Below are 20,548 nucleotides of genomic sequence, written 5' to 3' on the forward strand. Positions count from 1 at the left end.
ACTAGTTTTCAGATAATACATATTTAATTAATTTGTTAGAGTCCATCATTCCATATAAATGTGTGAAATTTTCTCTGTCGATAGCTATTGTATTCACTTTTCTGTCCAATTTAATTCTATTTACTGGATTCCCTTCCCAATCATAAACCAAGACAATATCGGATATATTGAAGTTTTCATCACTGTCGTTCAACAAAGGGCCACTGTAAAGGGCGAAGATATTTTTATCACTAACCGCAATATTGCGAAAGCCTTTTTTACTGTCCTTCCCTGCAACAATTTTCTTTGAATTTGGTCCTACAAGAAGATTAAAAGTAGGCAGATAGTATACTTTTTGATATTTTTTCTTTAAACGATAATTTTTGTCAACCGATATTATTTGAATTACTGCTCCTTTACCAGAAAAACAAGCAAATTCATGGAAGCTTCCTGGTCTATAGGCTACTCTATTATCCATTCTCATATTTAAATATTTGAAGTACAAAGAATCCTTTTCGCTTTGGGTTTTATTATTTTCATTTCCGGGTACTTCAATACCCGTTGTTAATTTGTTTGTATAGAGGTTCAAAACGCCAAAGGTTTTGTTATCCATATTTGAAGTTAAAAACTTACCGAATAGAATTGAATCGTTCAAGAAATAAGTATTCGAAAAAGTAATTTTTGTTGAATAAAAAATAGGTTTCGGCCTGTATTCAGATTTATTTAATAAACTGTCCCAATTATAGCGAAAGATTTTATGCGGAGAGTTTACCTGGGTAATACTAAAAACTGAATCATTGTTTGCGACACCATTTTCCATTGAAACTGCATTAATATTCATTTCGGATTCTCCATTGCCCGCAAAACCAAACTTCTCTACTAAACGGCCATCTTTTAAATTGACAATACTAAAACCCGCCTCACCTGTATTATCATTAAAAATGGCCAAGGTGTCATAAACTTCGAATTTACGGGGCCGAAATAGTATTGTGTCGCTTTGAAATCGGATTTCCTCACCTACCAGTACAATCTCATTATCTTTAGAAAAATCGTTTAACGGATTATTGTAGTTGTTAGCACAACCCAACAGAACACACGTTGCTAGTATTTTTAAACAGTATATATGTAGAGGCGGATGTATCTTATAAAATCCTTTATAAATATTCCTATAACATGTTCGTAAAATACGTATCATAAAAACAAAGCGCAACTTAAAATAATTAATCATCACAAGGTCGATTATACTAGCATATGTATGTTTTGATTTTTTGTGAATACATCCAAAAAATACTTTTTAGGGTGTTCCGTATCCAATTTTTTCCTTGATCTGTCATCAAGTAATTTAACTACATGACCAATTTGGTTGTTTTGCACGTTGCCCAAAGGTGAATCCTTGGAAAAATACTTTCTCAATAATTTGTTGGTATACTCATTGATGCCCGTTCCCAAGATACTTATGGATATATGAAAAATACATTACAACCGATTTCTTGGCGATTTTCATATGCCCAGAGATCTCCTTACCTTTGTCATTGGATTAATATGGATTCATTCCTTATAAAGTTCTTGTGCATTTACTGTGATCTTGAAGAACTTATCGATTGCATTTCCACCGACATTTTCGACTAACAGTAAGCTGGAGCACCTGTCCAAAATGCACCCTTATGCCCCTTTTCGATGATAAGGTCTTCCTTGAAGTTCCCGACAGTTTTCTTGTTTTCCACAATCGAGAGGAACTTATCTATGGCGACCCTTCCCAGTATGCCCACTATTGTCTTTTCTCAGTATCGTTTATATTTTACGTAAGAATTCCTCAAACTCTTGTAAAGTTTACCTCCAATAGCCTTGTCCTCCCATATCCTTATTTAGATGCGCTCACGACAGACCATATCTATATCCCTCAGACGTGCACTACTTGTTATCACTTAGAGGGACCATTAGTAATTCCAGAGCTTGTCCCATTCATAAAGCTACATCTTGGGCGTAAAACGCTTTTTCACATGTCCTTCCCTCATTCGCTCGTCTACAATTATTTCGGTATCTTTGGTATTGTTAACGCCCCGTCTTCCCTAGTTCCTTTCCTGCTCTTGGGAAAGGGACGACTCGGCAATGGATGTTTTATGAATATATCTATCTTCTTAAGGCCGTTTTTCAACTTCCACTCAACAACAGACCTTTGTTCCAAGGTCATTTGTTTGTAGCTCTTAACACAACTATTTGACTTTTTTGGGGAATTTTTCCTTCGGGGATACCCCCGAAGGAAAACTCCCATCAAAAACTTTCAATAGCAATTGAATCTAAGCCAAATTCCCCTTCTATGATATAATAAATCCAAGAGGCAAAATAACATATCTCCAAAACGTTAAAGCAAATCATACTTGGATACACTTTGAACTACAGTCTATTCATCTGAGATAAATCAATAAAATTTAGCAGAACCCCCTTAACTTGACAACAAATATGATAGTACAAAGTAAAACAATGAATAATCCATGAGACTTTTATATTTCTTCAAAATCATAAAGTGTATACCATTCACCACCACCCTCTTCAATACATGTATCCCAATCACTGTAAACACAAAAGCCAGATGCCTTGGCATCTTTAACCTCTATAACAGAAAAAGAATTTGCCGAACTACTATTAATGTTAACATAATTAACCGCCATCACAACAGCTACTAATAAACCACCTAATAATTTTAAATAATTTTTTGTTTTCATAATTAAAAATTTTTAAAAGATTAATAAAAATTACTTATGTATATACACATTAATAAAATTAGTAGATTATTTATTTAATATACACTATTTCTTACTTTTTTGTAATAAAATATTAACTATAAAAGAAAAAAAAACTTAGGTAATAGCTCAGGGCAAACTCACACTTTCCAATAAATACATCTTCAATAAAATTTCATCCAAATAGATGTAATTCAAGTAAATAAGTGTTGTTTTTTAGGTCGATTATTTGTATATTGTACTGATAATTGATTGTTGTTGAAAACAATCCACAATTTCAAGTCCATTTTCAGCAAGATGGACGACCCCAGGAGCGATATAAACAAGCTTCACAGATTGGACGATATCCTTCTTATTGGTATAATTTCGGTGATCTGTGCCGCGGATACATGGAAAGATATGGAAACATACGCCAGGGCAAAAGAGGATTTTTTACGTTCGTTCCTGGATCTTCCCAATGGCATACCTTCCGATGACACCTTCAACCGTGTATTCTCATCAATAGATCCAGAACAGTTCGAATCCTGCTTTATGGGCTGGGTATCGGGATTGGCCGATCTTACCGATGGCGAGGTTATCCCCATTGATGGCAAAACGCTAAGAGGCGCCAGATCCAATGGAAAGAAGTCCCCTTTTCATATGGTAAGTGCCTGGGCCAGTGACAACAACATGGTTTTGGGCCAGGTCAAGGTCTGCGAGAAGTCCAACGAAATTACCGCCATCCCAAAACTCTTGGAGCTTATTGCCATAAAAGACTGTGTAATCACCATAGATGCCATGGGTTGCCAAGAACATATTGCCAAGACCAATGTTGGGCAAGGGGCCGATTACATCTTGGCCGTAAAGGACAATCAAAAGCGGTTGCACCGGGATATCGAAGATGAATTTAGATTTGGCAAAGCTATCGGGACCCATATCCATGACGACCTGGGCCATGGTAGAATAGAGACACGTAGCTGTAGTGTCATCAATACTTTTGACTTTATAGAAAACACGGATAAATGGACCAAATTAAAGAGCATCATAAAAATTGAAAGCATCAGGGAGTTTAAAAATAGTGCAAGATCCAAAGAAACGGCTACCCGATATTATATCTCAAGCTTGGAGAACAGTGCGGAGGCCTTCCAGAAAATGATACGCCTACATTGGGGAATTGAAAATAAATTACATTGGGTATTGGATGTCGCCTTCTCGGAAGATGCATCAAGAAAAAGAGCGGGAAATGCCGCCCAAAACTTCTCGATACTGAGCAAAATTGCCTTAAACCTGTTGAGACAGGACAAACAGACCAAGCAAGGCTTAAAAGGCAAAAGACTTAAAGCGGCCTATGACAATAACTATATGACCAAAATATTAGGAATAAAAGTGTGAGTTTGCCCTGGGTAATAGCTTACATTTAATATGTGCCTAGCAAAAGCTGGAGTATTTTTTCTTTTTTACCTTAAGTGGCACAGATTGAAACGGAATGGGTGGCACTGATAAACGGTATAAATATGAATTGGCAGGCCAGGAGAATTACTGGACTAGGGTTTAGACGACATGGTTTTTATGTTTGGCTCCCGCATTATTTGCGGGACAGGCAGTACCGGCCACACGAACGCTTCTTAGTTATTGGCTTTAGTGTTACTTCCGGTACTCTTTTTCAATTAGATACTTTTTGAGTCTTAATTATCTGAGTTTTTTTCCAACTTATTCTTTCCGATTACATATCCAATTGGATAAATAATTATAAAAATAACTGCACTAAATAATACGGCATTGCTATATTCCCAGGTTTCAATCATCGGTCTTCTACCACGTTTACCGGGTATATATGGAAAAAGAAATGCAGGACGGGTCATAGTCCATAGATACTCCATAGTTAGTCCATAGATAGGCCGTATATAAAAATAGGCCAGGTCCACCCCTTTTTGGCGCGCTAAAGCAACTCCTTTTCAAGGCACTTTTTACCTATCATGGACAGCAAAATACGCTCTGGCCAAGTTAATTAGAGGTACGGGTCTGTCCGCCAAAGGCAGGCCCGCGCCAACGGGGATTTTTTTCTTGTTTTAGGTAAAAAGTGGCGCAATTTAAAACGGGATGGGTGGCATTAATAGCCGGGAAATATTATGAATTGGGTCGCCATATTGTAAGGAAAAAAGGGGATCCGGGTTCAGTCAACTCGGTGTCCATGTTTGGTTCCCGCAAAATATGCGGGACAGGTAGTACTGCCCACAGAGAGGTTTAGTTATTGGCATGGTTTTTATTTTACCTCTATTGGAGTCATGGTATATCCAAGCTCCTTTAATTGGTTTATCAATCCACATTCGTACATCAGGTGGCTTAATCCAACCGCAATAAAGCAATTTTCAGTTTCAAGGAATTCCTCGATTTTCTTAATCCATTTGTTGTTTCTATCCGTTAGTATAAGAGTATTTCCGCAAGTTGTATTCAGTTGATAGTCAATCTCCATTTTTGCATACCAATCAGTTTCACTGCATTCATCAGTGTTTCTTGTTCTAATTTTATTAATAATATTTGCAAGCCTCCTCTTGTGCGACCTTCTTGGCATTCCCTCAACATCTTTATTAACTAAGTCTATTTGTTCTTTGGTCGTTTCAAGCCCGTACAATTCTATATTTTGTTCTGTTGCCCTGAAACTTATATAGTCATCTAAGGAAAGAGAGGTGTCGTTAACGCTTTTGTTTAAGCATAGCTGTTGTTTGAAATGTCTGTTTAGAAAAACATACATTTCCGTGGGTGTCATCTTGTTAAAATCAGTAGGACTTGTCGCGAAGAGGTTTTCAATGAAACTCAATTCGTTTTTGCCCAAATATTTATCCCACTTGGTTTCTGCTGTTCTTTGATTAATAATATCCTCAGCCATTTTCCCTGGTATATTTAAGTTTTCTTTTATCAATAAATCACAGGATTCCAAGGCTTGGTTAGCTTTTGTCAAGGAGTCGAAAAATGATTTCCCAAAAGCATGATGGGTTCCGAAAAGGTATGATGTCTTACTGGAATTTTGGCTAGTTATTTTAAAAAGAATTGTTTTAACCCTTAGCGTATCATTTACATTTTGACCCAACAGAAAAGTTGAAGTCAATATTAAAAATAGTACTATGGTGATTTTTCTATTTGTCATTTTTTAAATTACCGCCAACATACGAATACAGTAATTGGTTATTGTATTTCCATACCAAGAATTAAAACATAAAAGCATCTCCATTGTAGATAAGGGGCACACAACATATAGGCCAAGGGCGTAATTTTTTTTGGGGATACACCGTTGAACTATGCGGTGTCGGTTTTGCGCTATCCTTGCTATTTACTTTGGATCCTTTTTAATTCTTCCAATTTAGGGCTTTTTGGTTTATACTCAAGGAAATTTTTGCTTTGCTTTATTTAAGTGACATAGGTTAAAACGGAAGGGCTGGCATTAAAACTCTTGTGGGGTCAGCATGCTCCAGAATATCCAAACGGTTCTAAAAGGCCGCTTTTATCATCGCTTTTTTAACGGATGTTTTTTTCTAGTGCTGTCGCAAACTCCCCCAAATCGGTCATATTGGTATTGCTAAGAATAATGATTGTTGTTGATTTATTTAAGAACCGTATCCATACAGCATTCGAGCCCATTATTCTTCCATAGCGTTCCATTGCTTTTTCATCTCCATCCCCCCTAACCCATACACCATACCCATAGTCATCAAGCCCCGGCGTTAGCATTAAATCCAGACTTTCTTTATTGATCAGTTTAAGTCCAAACAAGGCGTTTGAAAAAATAAGTAAATCGGTAGGAGAGGAATACATTGCTCCAGCTGCATACCAGTTTTCGATAAAAATTGGAATATCGTTTATCAAGGAATCTGGATTCTTTTCTGTAAAATAGGTACTTGCCAAGTTTTTGATAATCTTCTTTTCTTGGGCCATTCCTGAATTGGTCATGCCTAAGGGCTCTAGAATCTTTTCTTTTAGTACCTGTTCAAAAGTTTTCTGATAAAGTTCCTCAATGATTTTTCCTAGTAAAATGTATTCTGCATTGTTGTAATTGAATGTTGTCCCAGGTTCATTAACAAGGGAATCATTGACAAAACTTTTCAAAAGTTCGTCCGACGTGTTTGGTGTTGAATAAAGTCCCAATCCATATTTCATTGCATTTTCCAAACTTGAAACAGTGTCTATTAAAACGATGCCAGAAGTATGGTTAAGAAGTTGGTGCGGAGTTACCCTAAGACTTACTTTATCCGGATAGTCTGGTAAATAGTTCTTGATCGGTTTATTTAAATCGAGTTTTCCCTGTTCCCGAAGTTGAAGTATTAAAACGGCGGTAAAAGCTTTTGTTATTGAAGCAACTTTGTAAACGGTCTCATTATTTACTGGCAGGTTAAACCTTCGGTCGGCAATACCAAAACTATTATGGTAGAGTATGGTTGAATCTTTTTCGACCAATACCGTGCCATTAAAATTGTTTTCGGAAGCGTACGATTGAACAAATGATTCGAGCTGTTTATCTTGAGCTACTGTATATTGGCTTAGCAAAATGGTGACCAGAAAAGATACAATATGTTTCATATGATGTTAAGTTAGTCCGGGATAGACGGCAAATTCTGTCGATTTCGGCCTTATGTCTGTTAGACTACCTTGTGCAATCAAAAGTTACAATTTGGCAAAAAATATAAATTCTTGTCATTATTTCATTTTCGGTACAATGCAGTGTCTTAAATATTTACAACATTATAGGATTAATATAAGCCCAGTGTCTTGTGTGTCTTGTCCGGGGATAAAAGACGGGTCAAACTCCATAGATAGTCCATAGATAGGCCATAGATAGTCCATAGATACTCCATAGATAGGCCATAGATAGGCCATAGTTAGTCCATAGATAGGCCGTAAATGCAAATAGGCTGGATCCACCCCTTTTTGGCGCGACAAAATAGCTCCGTTTAAAGTCCCTTTTTACCTTTCATGGACGGCAAAAATACGCTTGCGGAAAACGAAGCCAAAATGCAGTGTCTTTATGAAGCTATTTTTTTTCCATAAGAATATTTGCATAAACACAACAATTGTTCCTGATCCGTTAAATTGTTGTACCTATGTTGTACCTGGGCAATAAAAAAGGCCTCAACATTTCTGTCAAGGCCTTTAAGTACTCGAGGCGGGAATCGAACCCGCACTCCGAAGAACTGGATTTTGAATCCAGCGCGTCTACCAGTTCCGCCACTCGAGCAAATTTCAATTTTCTCAGCTGTTTTTTATAACCTCTGATTCATTTGAGACTGCAAAACTAAAAAATATTTTCTTTATATCACCAAAAAAATAACAACATTTATACTTTAGCAACCCAAATTAATTTCTAAATTTGCACCTCCTTATGAAAAGGAGTTCCAATAAACTAATAAACAATACATTAACAATGCCATATCAAGTACCGGAGCCTAAAATTTTTACCTGTACCCAAAGTACCAAGCTATCCGAAAAAATAGCGGAACACTTTGGTTCCAATTTAGGCAATGTTATTTTTTCCAGATACAGCGATGGAGAGTTTCAGCCATCATTTGAGGAATCTATACGTGGTATGCGTGTATTTATTATTGGTTCTACGAATCCTGGTCCTGAAAACTTAATGGAAATGTTGTTGATGTTGGATGCAGCAAAAAGGGCGTCTGCAAGGCACATAACTGCAGTAATGCCTTATTTTGGCTGGGCCAGACAGGATAGAAAAGACAAGCCTAGGGTTCCGATAGCTGCCAAATTGGTAGCCAAAATGTTGGAGGCAGCAGGTGCTACACGCATTATTACAATGGACCTGCATGCCGATCAAATACAAGGCTTTTTTGAAAAGCCGGTAGACCATTTATTTGCGTCCACTTTGTTTTTACCCTATTTGGACAGTCTTAACCTTAAAGACCTAACCATAGCCTCACCGGATATGGGTGGATCCAAAAGGGCCTATGCCTATTCTAAGGCGCTTGGTTGCGATGTTGTTATTTGTTACAAACAAAGGGCACAGGCCAATGTAATTTCGCATATGGAACTTATTGGTGATGTAGAGGGGAAAAATGTAGTTTTGGTGGATGACATGGTCGATACGGCCGGAACTTTGACCAAAGCGGCAGATTTAATGATGGCCAGGGGAGCTGTAAGTGTAAGGGCAATTACCACACATGCACTACTATCAGGCGATGCATATGAGAAAATTGAAAAGTCAAAATTATCGGAACTTATTGTAACCGATTCCATTCCATTAAAAAAGGAAAGCAAAAAAATAAGGGTAATAAGCTGTGCCGAATTGTTTGCCGATGTAATGCACAGGGTACATCACAATACTTCAATTAGTTCCAAGTTTCTAATGTAGAAGTATATTATAAGAAAGTAATTTAATTAATATTTAATAAATACAATGAAGTCAATTACAATTAAAGGATCAGAAAGAGAAAGCGTGGGCAAAAAAGCAACAAAGGCCTTACGTAATGCTGGAAAGGTTCCTTGCGTTATTTACGGAGGGGAAAAACCATTACACTTTGCAGCAGAAGAACTATCGTTCAAGGATTTAGTGTACACTCCAAACGCACACACTGTTGTGGTTGATTTGGAAGATGGTAAAAAGTACGATGCGGTAATGCAGGATATTCAATTTCACCCTGTAACCGATAGTATTTTACATGTAGACTTTTATCAGTTGTTCAAGGATAAAGAAGTTACTATGGACATTCCAGTAAGGTTGTTGGGTAACTCTCCAGGGGTTAGAAATGGTGGTAGATTATTGTTCAGAAAAAGAAAGCTTGCTATTAAGGCATTGCCAGACAATTTGCCAGATTTCTTTGATGTGGATATCTCTAAATTGAAAATCGGAGGAAATATTTCCGTATCTACATTGTTGAAAGATGAGTTTACTATCCTTCACCCAGAAAACACTGTGGTTGTTCAGGTTAAAGCTGCACGTAATGCAGTCTTGACAGATGAAGAGGATGAAGAAGGAGAAGAAGGAGCAGAAGCTGCTGCAGAAGCACCAGCTGAAGGCGGTAACGAATAGATTTTATCTAAAATAAGTGTAAAAGCATCCCGTATCTGCGGGATGCTTTTGTATTTTTATCAATTTCAAAATTAGTGCTATGTTCCAGTTTTTAGAATCTTTTTTTAAATTGAAGGGGACATGGTTGGATGAAAAAGACGCCATGAAGAAATTTTTAGTTGTAGGACTGGGTAATATTGGGGAGGAATACGTTGAAACCCGTCATAATATTGGTTTTAAAATATTGGATTCCCTATCCACAGAGGAAGATTTTACCTTTGAAACGGCAAAGTTGGGAGATGTGGGCACTTTTAAGGTCAAGGGTAGAAGTATATTATGTCTTAAACCATCTACCTATATGAACAGAAGTGGAAAAGCTGTAAAATATTGGATGGACAAGGAGAATATCCCTCTTGAAAATGTGCTTATCATCACAGATGATATTAATCTTTCTTTCGGAACCATCCGTTTAAAGACCAAAGGAAGTGATGGAGGCCATAATGGATTGAAGGATGTTCAGCAGTATCTTCTTACTACCAATTACAATAGATTGAGATTTGGCGTTGGATCCGATTTTGGAAAAGGCAAACAAATAGATTATGTCTTGGGAGAATGGAACCAAGAGGAAAAGGAAGCCTTGGTTGAACGATATGAAAGAGTCAATGCCCTTATCCGTTCATTTGTGCTTTCTGGTGTAAATAGGACAATGAACGAATACAACGGAACCTAACAGCTGTTAGCGTACTTTAAACTCGGAAATGCTATTTGTAGCGGTGTTTCCTTCCCTATCCATGGTAATTATTCTCCAGTAATAAACGGTGTTGGCTTCAACACTTACCTTTAGATCGGATTTCCCGGACGTTAGTGTGCTTATTAGAGTAGTTGGTGGGCTTTCGGTTGAAAAGTATACCTGGTATCCTTCCAGATCATTATCCACATCTGCGCCCTCCCATTCCAAACGAACCTCATTATTGATATCCCTGGCTATGTTCGCTCCTGTTTTGGGAGATATAACCTCTGCGGGAAAAGGTGCATGGGTGGTTTCTACACCCGCATTAAAAAACCGCCATGTTTCACTACGTGCCGTTTCCGAAACTTTGGTGTTTTTGGAAACTACCAACCAAGAATATGGGGCTCCCCTTTCAATATTCAAATTTGCCGAAGTGCCGCTAACCACAATGGTTTGTGTAGTGTTGGTATTCAAATTGGTAGCCCTTAATTCATAGGATTCCGTGTGGTCCGATGTTTGCCATCTAAATTGTACCGTAGAATTGTTGGTTCCAGTTACGTTTATGCCGGTTGTGCATTCCGAGTTTTTTTGCGGAAAGACCAGCTGGGCAGACAAGGGTGGTTTGGGAGAGTCTTTCCCTCCGCATCCCACTAGGGCCAAAAAACATAAAATTATGGCTATTGGTTTCATCCGTCTATTTTTTTACTACCTTAAAATTACTATTTATACCTTCTCCCTTTACCTTAAGGATATAGATACCCGAGGGCAAGCCAGTAAAATTAATTCTAATTTCATTACTATTCAGGGTATAATCCTTATGGCTTATCAATTGCCCTGCATAATTAAAAATTTGGGCATTTACGGTATCCGGTCCATTATTGATTAAAATATTGACTTCCTCCTCAAAGGGGTTGGGGAACACCAAAGGTTCGTCCATAAGAAACAATTGTTCTTCGAAGACACCTTGACATGGCAGATTGGTCGACACCTTAATTTGATTGGAACCTTGTTTAAGGTCCAATGTAAGGCTGGAAGATTTGGTTTGCGTAACAATACCATTTAACTCAACATTGTACAAATCACCACCTTCCAGGTTCAATATGGCCTGGTTCCCCGAGGCGGTGAGCTTGGAAGTAACGGTTAAAGGTGGAGGTTCTGTAATGATGGCTTGAAAACAATAGGGTTCGTATACCTTGTCATCTTCCGTTCCAATAATACATATTTCATAAGTACCGGCTGCAAGGCCTTCTTTAAATAAGAAATTGGTAAAATTATTGCTCTCATTTATTCCATTACCGATAAGTGTAAGGTCGTAGTCCATATTGATGCCGGCTACGATACGTATAGAACCATTATTTTGATTGCTACAGGATTCACTGTTGATTTCCACTTCAAAATTATCCGCAGGCAAAATATAAACGGCACATCCGTTTAAATCCACCGTAGCCCCCATGGGCGTGTTTAGGCATAGATCGTCGCCATCATCAAAAACACCATCTTTATCCTCATCTGCCCTAAAGGTGCCTTCTACACAAATATCCATAGAAAACCCATTTAAGGATCCTCCATCCGAGGCCGCAATGTCCTTGACCTCCAATATCCAATCCCCATAGGTAGATTCCCCGTTAAAAGCTGTCAAAGAGCCTAAGGGCCTTACGGTGCCCTGTATGGCCGGAGTTGTTCCGCATATGAATCCTTCTGCGCTATCATCAAATGTCGCCAGTATATCCTGATTTCCTCCACAGGAATTGGATACGAGAATTACCCGAGTGCCGGCAGGGGATATAAGGGTTACTTCCAGATCGGCAAGAAAGGAATGGGTCAGATCCAAATTAACATTTATATCGGCCACAGGCAGGTCGTTCAAAAGGGTAATGGTGGAAGTTATTGTGGGTGCCCCGGTTGTTGATATGGTAATGGGCAAATCTTTGGCTGATTCCAAAGTACAGTTTAGTTCCAAGGTAGTAAAGCTAAAGGCCGGGCCAAAGGTTCCCTCTCCACAACTATTTTTGGGTTTAACGTGCCAATAATAAGTGGTTTCCTCTGCGAGATCGGTGGCTAAATAGTAGTTGAAAATAACAGTGGCCGAATCAATAATATTGGTGAAGGCTGCGTCATCGGCAATCTCAACATCATAGGAGGTATAAGAGGAATTGGATTCCCATTCCAATTGTGATGTTATACGTGCACTTGTAGAGCCATTGGTGGGCAATTGCAGGACCACATCCGTAAATGCAGTTTCCAATATTTTCACATCTATTACAACTTCCTTGGTGGCATTTTCTGAAGTGGCCACTATGCTTATGGGGTAATTGCCGGGAGTTACCAAATCCGTATTGGAAAAGGTAATATTCACCAGAGTGTCGTTCACTATGGTGGAGGTAGGCGAAAAATCGACCGTCAATCCTGGGGGCATACCAGTGGCAGAAAAGGTGGCCTCCTCGGAAAAACCATTATATGTTTGGTAGTTGAAGGGCACAATTAAATCATTTCCTTGGCAAACTTCATGCTGCAATTGGGCGAAGTTCAATACTATATCTGATGGTGTTATCGTAAAATTGGAAGCGTTTACCGCTAAGAAGATATTGTCGTGTGCGCTGACCATTATTCGGCCTGTAGGAGTGGCAAATCCAGGGATCAATATGTCCTGTTGTCCGTCATTGGGTACGCTATCCGCTAATTTTATGGGAAAGGAAGCGCCTCCATTGGCGGAAAAATAGATGTCTACTTTTTGAGCGTTTACCGGACCCTGATTTGTTTTTGCTACATCCCAGACAACTTCTTGTCGAGTACCTGCCGTATAAATCTCATTGGTGGATTGTGACGTTATCACAAAGGGCCCTGCATTGTCTATGACCATAACTTTGACCAAGTCCGATGTAACCTGTCCTCCACCAAGGGAATTGTCCCTGACAGTTAGGGCAAAGTCCAGTTCACGTTCTACAGCGGAAACGGTTTCCCAAGTGGTATTTACATTGGGATTGGTTTGGGTAAGATTGCCCGATACGATGCTGCTTAGCCTGGGAAAATATCTGGTTGGTGTTACCGTTGGCTTTAGGGATCTAAAATTGGCTCCACTGAGATTTGTTGGCCCAAAGGTATTATGGGTTACTATGCCGTCATTTATTTGTTCCCAATTGTATGTAAGTATATCATCTTCATCCAAATCCGTTGCATTCCCTTTAAGCCTAAAGGCAGTAGATTTTGGAATGGTAAAGTTGCCGGTGGGCACTATTTCGGGTGGATTGTTGAGTAAGGAGATTTCCTGGGCACAACTCGTAGTTTTTATATATTCCAATATCTGAAAGATGCTGTAGTAATGAAAATAGTCATCTCCATTCAAGGCCACATTATTATTGCCGGAAATACCTGCATATCCCATAATTGTTGTACCGCTTCCTGGTTCGGCCTGTACCAGAGTTCCTTCGGATTCAAAGGACCAGGTGTGGTTGGCGCCAAACTGATGTCCCATTTCATGTGCTACAAAATCCAGGTCAAAAATGTCCCCTTGAGGAATTAAGGCAGAGGAATAGGCGCTCCCTTTTCTGGAATCTATACAAACAGAGGCAATAAATCCGGCATTCCCTCCATTTTCGTCCTTTTGAAACAAATGGCCTACATCGTAATTATCAGCACCAATAACCGTCGTTAAGGTATTTTGTACTTCAGAATTAAGATTTGTTCCATAGGGATCAGTGTCCTTGTCCGTGTAGATTACCTGATCGGTATTGGCAACAATCTCTAAACTAATTCCCAAATCGGTTTCAAATATTTCATTTACCCGTGTAATGGTAGCATTTATGGCCGCTAGGGCATCCGGAACGGTTCCGCCGTGGAACTCGGTATACTCTCCTGTAGCCGAGATGGCCACCCTGAATTTTCTTAATACTTGGCCATCTACCAATTTTAAAGCGGAGGGTCCTTTGTCCTTTTCGATAATGGAAGTGGTCTCGCAAATGAAATTGGTGTTCATCATATAGGTGTCTTTCCTATTGTACACTATATATTCATTTTCGGAATCCGATACTTTTTGCATGTAGGTGGCATTTTTGCTTTCACCGTACACGATCATGCTTTGTATGCCGTTTTGGGAAACACTAAATCTTACCCTGTCCTTTTCATTCTTTAAACCTCTACCGACATATGACTTTATCTGGGGGTATTTCTTGGAAAGTTCTGGAGAAAGTACGGAAGCTTCTTGAACAACGAATGGTATCAAGTCCCCGTCTTCGTCTGGAAAACTCACTATTTTTGAAGACTTTTGGATTTTCGTCGCCTTTAGTTCATTGACAAAAACATCTTTTTTCAAAGAAAAAGTAAGGCCGTGATTTATCTCCAAATTCTCCGATTGCCTTTGGGACTTCTTGCTCCTAGAATCGGTTTTTTGCCAATAATTAGCTTGCCCAAATCCGCAATAGCAAAGAAAAAATATGGATATTGAAAAAACAAGACGTAATTTTACAACCATCAAGCGGGTTTTTGTACAAACTCAAAGATAAGTTTTTTTATTATTCGAATTTGTGATAACAGTTCAAAGCATCTCCAATTACGATAAAGCGCACCCTACTGCCATTACTATTGGCACTTTTGATGGTGTGCATATTGGTCACCGTAAAATATTGGAACGTCTCATAAATAATGCCAAAGTACTGGAGTTGAAATCTACGGTACTTACTTTTTTCCCACATCCCAGGATGGTGCTACAAAAAGATGTCTCTATCAAACTTTTAAATACCATTGATGAGAAGATCAAAATTTTGGAGGAATTAGGAATCGATTATTTAATTGTACATCCTTTTACCAAAGAATTTTCCCGCTTATCGGCAACACAGTTCGTTAGGGATATTTTGGTCAATGATTTAAAGACCAAAAAAATTATTATAGGTTACGACCATAGGTTTGGCAGAAATAGGAATGCCAACATAAATGATCTAATGGCATTTGGAAATGCGTTGGACTTTGAGGTGGAAGAGATATCCGCCCAAGAAGTGGATGATGTTTCCGTTAGTTCCACCAAAATCAGGAAAGCCTTGGAAGAGGGGGACATGAAAACGGCCAATATGTATTTGGGATATAATTATATGCTAACAGGGAGCATTGTAAAAGGAAAAGGAATAGGTAGAAAATTAAACTTTCCAACTGCCAATTTATCCATTCCGGAGGAATACAAGCTAATTCCCAAGAACGGGGTCTATGTGGTGAGCAGTGTAATAGAGGACAAAACGGTATTTGGAATGATGAATATCGGTTTTAATCCTACCGTGGAGGGCAAGACAAAAAGCATAGAAATTAATTTCTTCGATTTTGACCAGGACCTTTATGGAAAAAAAATTCAGATCGACATTATTGATCGTTTAAGGGATGAGAAAAAGTTCAATTCCTTGGAAGGCCTACAGGCGCAATTGAAAAAAGATCGGGAGACCTCCCTTTCCATAATTTCCAAGTAAATGTTGGATCGGTTTCTTTTTAAGCAAATCGATAATAGTCCGCTTCTAATATTCAGGGTATTTTTTGGCATTTTGGTAAGCCTGGAATGCTATGGGGCCATTGCCACGGGTTGGGTCAGGAAAAATCTGATAGATCCGGAATTTACCTTTAATTTTATTGGTTTCGACTGGTTGCAGCCATTGCCCGGAATAGGCATGTATTTGTATTTTATTGCAATGGGCACCCTGGGGATTTGTATAGCGCTGGGTTATAGGTACCGATTTAGCGCTGCGGCCTTTGCCCTGCTCTGGACCGGCGTTTACCTTATGCAAAAAACAGCCTACAATAATCATTATTACCTGCTGGTATTGATTGCGCTGATAATGACTTTTTTACCGGCAAACAGGGATTATTCTCTGGATGCCAAGAGAAACCCTTCCATAAAGGCCAATCACATGTCCGCCTATATCAAATGGGCAATTGTTTTTCAGTTGTTCATTGTCTACACTTATGCCTCCTTGGCCAAGATGTATGGTGATTGGTTGGATTTCAGTATTATAGAGATTCTGTTTAAAAATAAAAAGTCCTATCCCATCATTGGGGGCCTTCTTCAGGAACCTTTGGTACATAGGGTAGTTGGTGTTTCGGGTATTCTTTTCGATTTTTTGATTGTACCAGCTCTCTTGTGGAAACCGACCCGTAAATGGGCTTTTTTTGCTTCCATATTCTTTCATTTGTTCAATTCCATAGTCTTTCAAATCGGAATTTTTCCTTATTTGGCATTGGCGTTTACGGTATTCTTTTTTGAACCGGAAACCATCCGGAAATTGTTTTTTAAAAAGAAGGCACCCTACCAAGGAGGTGCCATTATTGTTCCGCCCCAAAGAGAATTGGTTTTGGGAATTTTGTCCCTTTATTTTTTGATCCAATTGGCCCTGCCGATCCGTCATTATTTTATAAAGGACGATGTGTTATGGACAGAAGAGGGGCATAGGTTGAGTTGGAGAATGATGTTGCGGAGTAGGACCGGAATTACTACTTTTAGAATAGTGAACCATACCAACGGGAATTCCTATCTGGTAAATTTGGACGATTATTTAACAAGGGGACAGAAAAGTAAAATTAAATCCTATCCGGATTTTATGTGGCAGTTTGCCCAACGCTTAAAACGGGAATACAATGAAAAAGGGGAGGACATCTCGGTTTTTGTAAATTCCAGGGTGAGTGTAAATGGAAAACCGTATCAAGAATTTATAGACCCAAAAATAGACCTTGGCAATGTGTCCTGGAACTATTTTGGGCATAACGATTGGATTTTGCCTTCCCCATCCAAAAATTAGTGGAATAGGATTGCCCTATGGCTTTCTAAAATGGTTTGGCCCTATGGCAAAGTTGCAGGGGCATGCCCCATGGGTCACGAAGCATTACCAAATGGCTGCCGTCTTCCTTTGTTATTTCCTCAACAAAACAGGCTCCTTTATCCAATAGCCTTATCTTATCTTTTTCGGCATTTTTGGACACAAATGCCATATGAAAAGTTAGAGGATGCTTTGTTTTAAAATCTGTAATTTCTTCATCAGGTCTATGGTAAAGTTCTAGGATTACACGTCCCGTTGAATCTTCCAAAAAGGTCATGAAAGGAGCTTCAGTTTGTTCAAAAACTACTTTTAATCCCACATTGGCAACATACCATTCCTTAATGTCCTTGATGTTTTTTACGTTCAAGGCGATGTGTTCAAAAACCATGAAATTTAATTTTGCTAGCTATATCTAGGCTAAATTTATGCCGAAAATCCGAAGATTAGGTTAAATTTGCACGATAAAAATCAAAAAAATGTTGCAGTTACAGGCTATCCGTGAGGATAAGGAACAAATTGTCGAAGCTTTAAAAAAGCGTAATATTGATGCCCTTCCACTTATTGAAAGCGTACTTCAATTGGATGAAAAACGACGGTCCCTGCAGACACGCCTGGATAATACACTTGCGGAATCCAATAGTATTTCAAAGGAAATAGGCCAACTTTATAAAAGCGGTAAGGCCGCGGAAGCCAACGTTTTAAAGGAAAGAACCGGTAGTTTGAAGGAGGAGTCCAAGGAATTGAACGAGGCCTTGACCGAAACTGCAACCGAACTACAAAATTTACTGTACCAAATTCCAAATGTTCCACATACATCAGTACCTGCCGGTAGCACTGAGGAGGATAATGAAGAGGTGTTCAGGGAAGGGGATATCCCAACTCTAAAAGAGGGTGCGCTGCCACATTGGGAATTGGCAAAGAAATATGATATTATTGATTTTGAACTGGGAGTAAAGATAGCTGGCGCCGGATTTCCGGTGTACAAGGGAAAAGGTGCCCGATTGCAAAGAGCCCTTATTTCTTACTTTTTGGATAGGAATGCAGCTGCTGGATATAATGAAATTCAAGTGCCCCATTTGGTAAATGAGGCATCAGGTTATGGTACGGGCCAGTTGCCCGATAAAGAAGGACAAATGTATCACGTAGGTGAGGACGATCTTTATCTGATTCCAACGGCCGAGGTGCCGGTAACCAATATTTTTAGGGATGTTATTCTAAACGAGGCCGATTTTCCCATTACCCACACGGCATATACTCCTTGTTTTAGGAGGGAGGCCGGGAGTTACGGTGCCCATGTGCGCGGACTGAACCGCTTGCATCAATTTGACAAGGTAGAAATTGTACGTGTGGAGCATCCCGCTAAATCATACGAAGCCTTGGATGGTATGGTAGAGCATGTGAAAAATATACTTAGGGAACTAAAATTGCCCTACAGGATCTTGCGTCTTTGTGGAGGGGATTTGGGCTTTACTTCTGCCCTTACCTATGATTTTGAGGTCTTTTCAACCGCCCAAGATCGCTGGTTGGAAATTAGTTCGGTCTCCAATTTTGAAACCTTCCAGGCCAATAGATTAAAATTGCGCTATAAGGACGAAAATGGAAAAAGTCAATTGGCACATACCTTAAATGGTAGCTCATTGGCCTTGCCCAGGGTATTGGCCGGAATATTGGAAAATTATCAGACAGAGGATGGAATCCAAATTCCTGAAGTCCTTATACCTTATACCGGTTTTGATAAAATCGGCTGATATTAACGGGACTAAAATTTGTATTTAAAGCCTAGGAGATAGTTCTCATCACTGCTGTTAAAGGTGATCTCCATATGTTCCTTTTGATATGGGGTAGTGAAAATATAGGAGCTACCAACCCCTATTATGGCTCCTGCCAAAACATCCCAACCATCGTGTTTATCGGCCTGTATCCTGGAATAACCGGTAAAACCGGCCAGCGCATAGGCTGCAGCACCATATTTCCAACCATAGCGTTTTTGGATGAAAGCTGCACTTTGAAAAGTGATGGAGGTATGGCCTGAGGGAAAGGAGGAATTATTGCTTAAATCAGGTCTGGGCTTATCTATGGCTGTTTTTAGACCAATGGTCAGTGCCTGGTTCAGGAGGAAGCCCTTGGTAAATTGCCATGCTCCCTTTTGATCTCCGATGATTATAGAAGAGCCCAAGGCCGTGGCGGGCATGGTAAATATTAAAACATCCCCCAATGTAGTAATTGTTTTGTCCTGGGCCTTCAGCAAAGTGCTGAATAGTATTGCCAGCAAAAATAACAGGGTTTTGAAATGGTGATGGAGTTTTAATATTCCCCGACTTAAGTTGGAAGCCATGTTTTATGAGCGTTAAAAAGAATGGGATTTTCTGGGCATACCAAATAACCAAATTAAATGAATGAATCTAAGGATAAACTAAAGCCGGAGTTCAATGTTCTTAGGGGCAAGAATGTCCAAGGATTTTTCCAATATGGAAATATTAATATGTTTGTCTTCCATTTTGTGGAATTCCCCATCTATTTGCGAATCCAAAAATAACCCGTCATTCCTGTAAATTTGTAATGTTTTGGTTTGATAGGTTTTGATCTCCTTTAGCCAATGGTACTTACGGACCAACATTAATGCGCCGAACAACAACATTTTTAATTTACTTAGTTCAGGAACTATTAGTACGTCCAACTGGCCATCCATTAAAGAGGCTTTAGGGGTTAAACTAATGTTGAATCCCAGTTCATTGGAGTTGGAAACGAATACTAAAAATGGGTTATATATGGTATGGTCCTCATCTATGGATATTCTTACTTCCCGTCCTTTTTTAAACTCGTTAAAGGATCTAAGCGAGGCCTTTAGGTACCCAATAAGGGTTCTCTTTTTTAAAGCTTCATAGTTTTTTATGACATTGGCATCGAAACCCATTCCCGTATTACTGAAAAAATAGGATTCATTTACTTTTCCAACATCTATAGTTACTATATCGTTCTTTTTAATTATTTCAATAGCTTTTTCAATTATTGAGGGAATCATAAGATTGGAAGCCAATCCGTTTCCCGATCCTATAGGAATAATTCCCAGCATTATATTTGTGCCAACCAGACAAGAGGCAACCTCATTGATGGTACCGTCCCCTCCACAAGCTACAATGGTTTGGGCACCTTCTTTGATGGAATCTTTGGTAAGTGAAATAGCCTGTTTTTTATATTTGGAGTATTTAACGGAAAGGAGATATTCAGTTTCCTTAAAGTAAGATCTAAGGAATTCCTTTTCCAAAAAATTGTTACCGGAACCGGCTTTTGGATTGATTATAAAATGAATATTTCTCAAAAT

At 39.0% G+C, this 20,548-nt stretch carries 16 protein-coding genes and 1 tRNA gene; 7 read left to right on the plus strand and 10 right to left on the minus strand.

Translation table 11 applies throughout. The features are described from left to right. Position 1: 1 nt before the first annotated feature. Both KO529_RS10820 and KO529_RS10825 read right to left on the minus strand, forming a co-directional pair. The gene (locus KO529_RS10820) at positions 2 to 1,174 is read right to left on the minus strand and encodes a BF3164 family lipoprotein (RefSeq protein WP_176225580.1); all 1,173 of its coding nucleotides are present in this window, start codon (positions 1,172 to 1,174) and stop codon (positions 2 to 4) included. Between the two features lie 1,306 nt (positions 1,175 to 2,480). Next, positions 2,481 to 2,702: a hypothetical protein gene (locus tag KO529_RS10825; protein ID WP_085496254.1), complete on the minus strand. Its 222-nt coding sequence runs from the start codon at positions 2,700 to 2,702 to the stop codon at positions 2,481 to 2,483. A 276-nt stretch (positions 2,703 to 2,978) separates the two neighbouring features. Between KO529_RS10825 and KO529_RS10830 the strand changes: the two genes are divergently transcribed. Next, positions 2,979 to 4,091, plus strand: coding sequence for an ISAs1 family transposase (locus KO529_RS10830; RefSeq protein ID WP_375334780.1), 1,113 nt, complete (start codon positions 2,979 to 2,981; stop codon positions 4,089 to 4,091). An 871-nt stretch (positions 4,092 to 4,962) separates the two neighbouring features. Here KO529_RS10830 and KO529_RS10835 read toward each other — a convergent pair. From KO529_RS10835 to KO529_RS10845, 3 genes are all read right to left on the minus strand, one after another. Beyond that, positions 4,963 to 5,844: a TraB/GumN family protein gene (locus KO529_RS10835; RefSeq protein ID WP_110355095.1), complete on the minus strand. Its 882-nt coding sequence runs from the start codon at positions 5,842 to 5,844 to the stop codon at positions 4,963 to 4,965. 368 nt (positions 5,845 to 6,212) lie between these two features. Further along, entirely contained in the window at positions 6,213 to 7,271 is a 1,059-nt protein-coding gene (locus tag KO529_RS10840) for a serine hydrolase domain-containing protein (RefSeq protein ID WP_215947884.1), read from the minus strand. 575 nt (positions 7,272 to 7,846) lie between these two features. Beyond that, positions 7,847 to 7,926, minus strand: a tRNA-Leu gene (locus KO529_RS10845). A 186-nt stretch (positions 7,927 to 8,112) separates the two neighbouring features. Between KO529_RS10845 and KO529_RS10850 the strand changes: the two genes are divergently transcribed. From KO529_RS10850 to pth, 3 genes are all read left to right on the plus strand, one after another. Next, positions 8,113 to 9,054, plus strand: coding sequence for a ribose-phosphate pyrophosphokinase (locus KO529_RS10850; protein WP_215947885.1), 942 nt, complete (start codon positions 8,113 to 8,115; stop codon positions 9,052 to 9,054). Between the two features lie 45 nt (positions 9,055 to 9,099). Next, positions 9,100 to 9,732, plus strand: a complete 633-nt coding sequence (locus tag KO529_RS10855) for a 50S ribosomal protein L25/general stress protein Ctc (protein WP_215947886.1) — start codon at positions 9,100 to 9,102, stop codon at positions 9,730 to 9,732. Positions 9,733 to 9,811: 79 nt separating this feature from the next. Beyond that, on the plus strand, positions 9,812 to 10,441 hold the full coding sequence (gene pth / locus KO529_RS10860; protein ID WP_215947887.1) for an aminoacyl-tRNA hydrolase: 630 nt from the start codon (positions 9,812 to 9,814) through the stop codon (positions 10,439 to 10,441). 6 nt (positions 10,442 to 10,447) lie between these two features. Here the strand turns inward: pth and KO529_RS10865 are convergent, their stop codons facing one another. Then, a complete protein-coding gene (locus tag KO529_RS10865) occupies positions 10,448 to 11,131 on the minus strand; it encodes a hypothetical protein (RefSeq protein ID WP_215947888.1) in 684 nt (227 codons plus the stop codon). 4 nt (positions 11,132 to 11,135) lie between these two features. Beyond that, on the minus strand, positions 11,136 to 14,909 hold the full coding sequence (locus KO529_RS10870) for a reprolysin-like metallopeptidase (RefSeq protein ID WP_215947889.1): 3,774 nt from the start codon (positions 14,907 to 14,909) through the stop codon (positions 11,136 to 11,138). A 52-nt stretch (positions 14,910 to 14,961) separates the two neighbouring features. On the opposite strand from KO529_RS10870, the gene KO529_RS10875 reads away from it, so the two are divergent. Then, positions 14,962 to 15,888 carry a bifunctional riboflavin kinase/FAD synthetase gene (locus tag KO529_RS10875; RefSeq protein WP_215947890.1) on the plus strand — a complete coding sequence of 309 codons (927 nt, stop codon included), beginning with the start codon at positions 14,962 to 14,964 and terminating at the stop codon, positions 15,886 to 15,888. Further along, the gene (locus tag KO529_RS10880) at positions 15,889 to 17,208 is read left to right on the plus strand and encodes an HTTM domain-containing protein (RefSeq protein WP_215947891.1); all 1,320 of its coding nucleotides are present in this window, start codon (positions 15,889 to 15,891) and stop codon (positions 17,206 to 17,208) included. 25 nt (positions 17,209 to 17,233) lie between these two features. On the opposite strand, the gene KO529_RS10885 is transcribed toward KO529_RS10880, so the two are convergent. Further along, positions 17,234 to 17,614: a VOC family protein gene (locus tag KO529_RS10885; RefSeq protein WP_215947892.1), complete on the minus strand. Its 381-nt coding sequence runs from the start codon at positions 17,612 to 17,614 to the stop codon at positions 17,234 to 17,236. Positions 17,615 to 17,702: 88 nt separating this feature from the next. Between KO529_RS10885 and serS the strand changes: the two genes are divergently transcribed. Beyond that, a complete protein-coding gene (gene serS, locus KO529_RS10890) occupies positions 17,703 to 18,974 on the plus strand; it encodes a serine--tRNA ligase (RefSeq protein ID WP_215947893.1) in 1,272 nt (423 codons plus the stop codon). An 11-nt stretch (positions 18,975 to 18,985) separates the two neighbouring features. Here serS and KO529_RS10895 read toward each other — a convergent pair whose 3' ends face one another. Together KO529_RS10895 and KO529_RS10900 are read right to left on the minus strand one after the other, a co-directional pair. Continuing rightward, positions 18,986 to 19,498: a phosphatase PAP2 family protein gene (locus KO529_RS10895; protein WP_247097553.1), complete on the minus strand. Its 513-nt coding sequence runs from the start codon at positions 19,496 to 19,498 to the stop codon at positions 18,986 to 18,988. 141 nt (positions 19,499 to 19,639) lie between these two features. Then, the gene (locus tag KO529_RS10900) at positions 19,640 to 20,545 is read right to left on the minus strand and encodes a diacylglycerol/lipid kinase family protein (protein ID WP_111623939.1); all 906 of its coding nucleotides are present in this window, start codon (positions 20,543 to 20,545) and stop codon (positions 19,640 to 19,642) included. Positions 20,546 to 20,548 lie beyond the last annotated feature (3 nt).

Source organism: Arenibacter algicola (genome assembly GCF_018860365.1).
In the GTDB taxonomy this organism is placed as follows: domain Bacteria; phylum Bacteroidota; class Bacteroidia; order Flavobacteriales; family Flavobacteriaceae; genus Arenibacter; species Arenibacter algicola_B.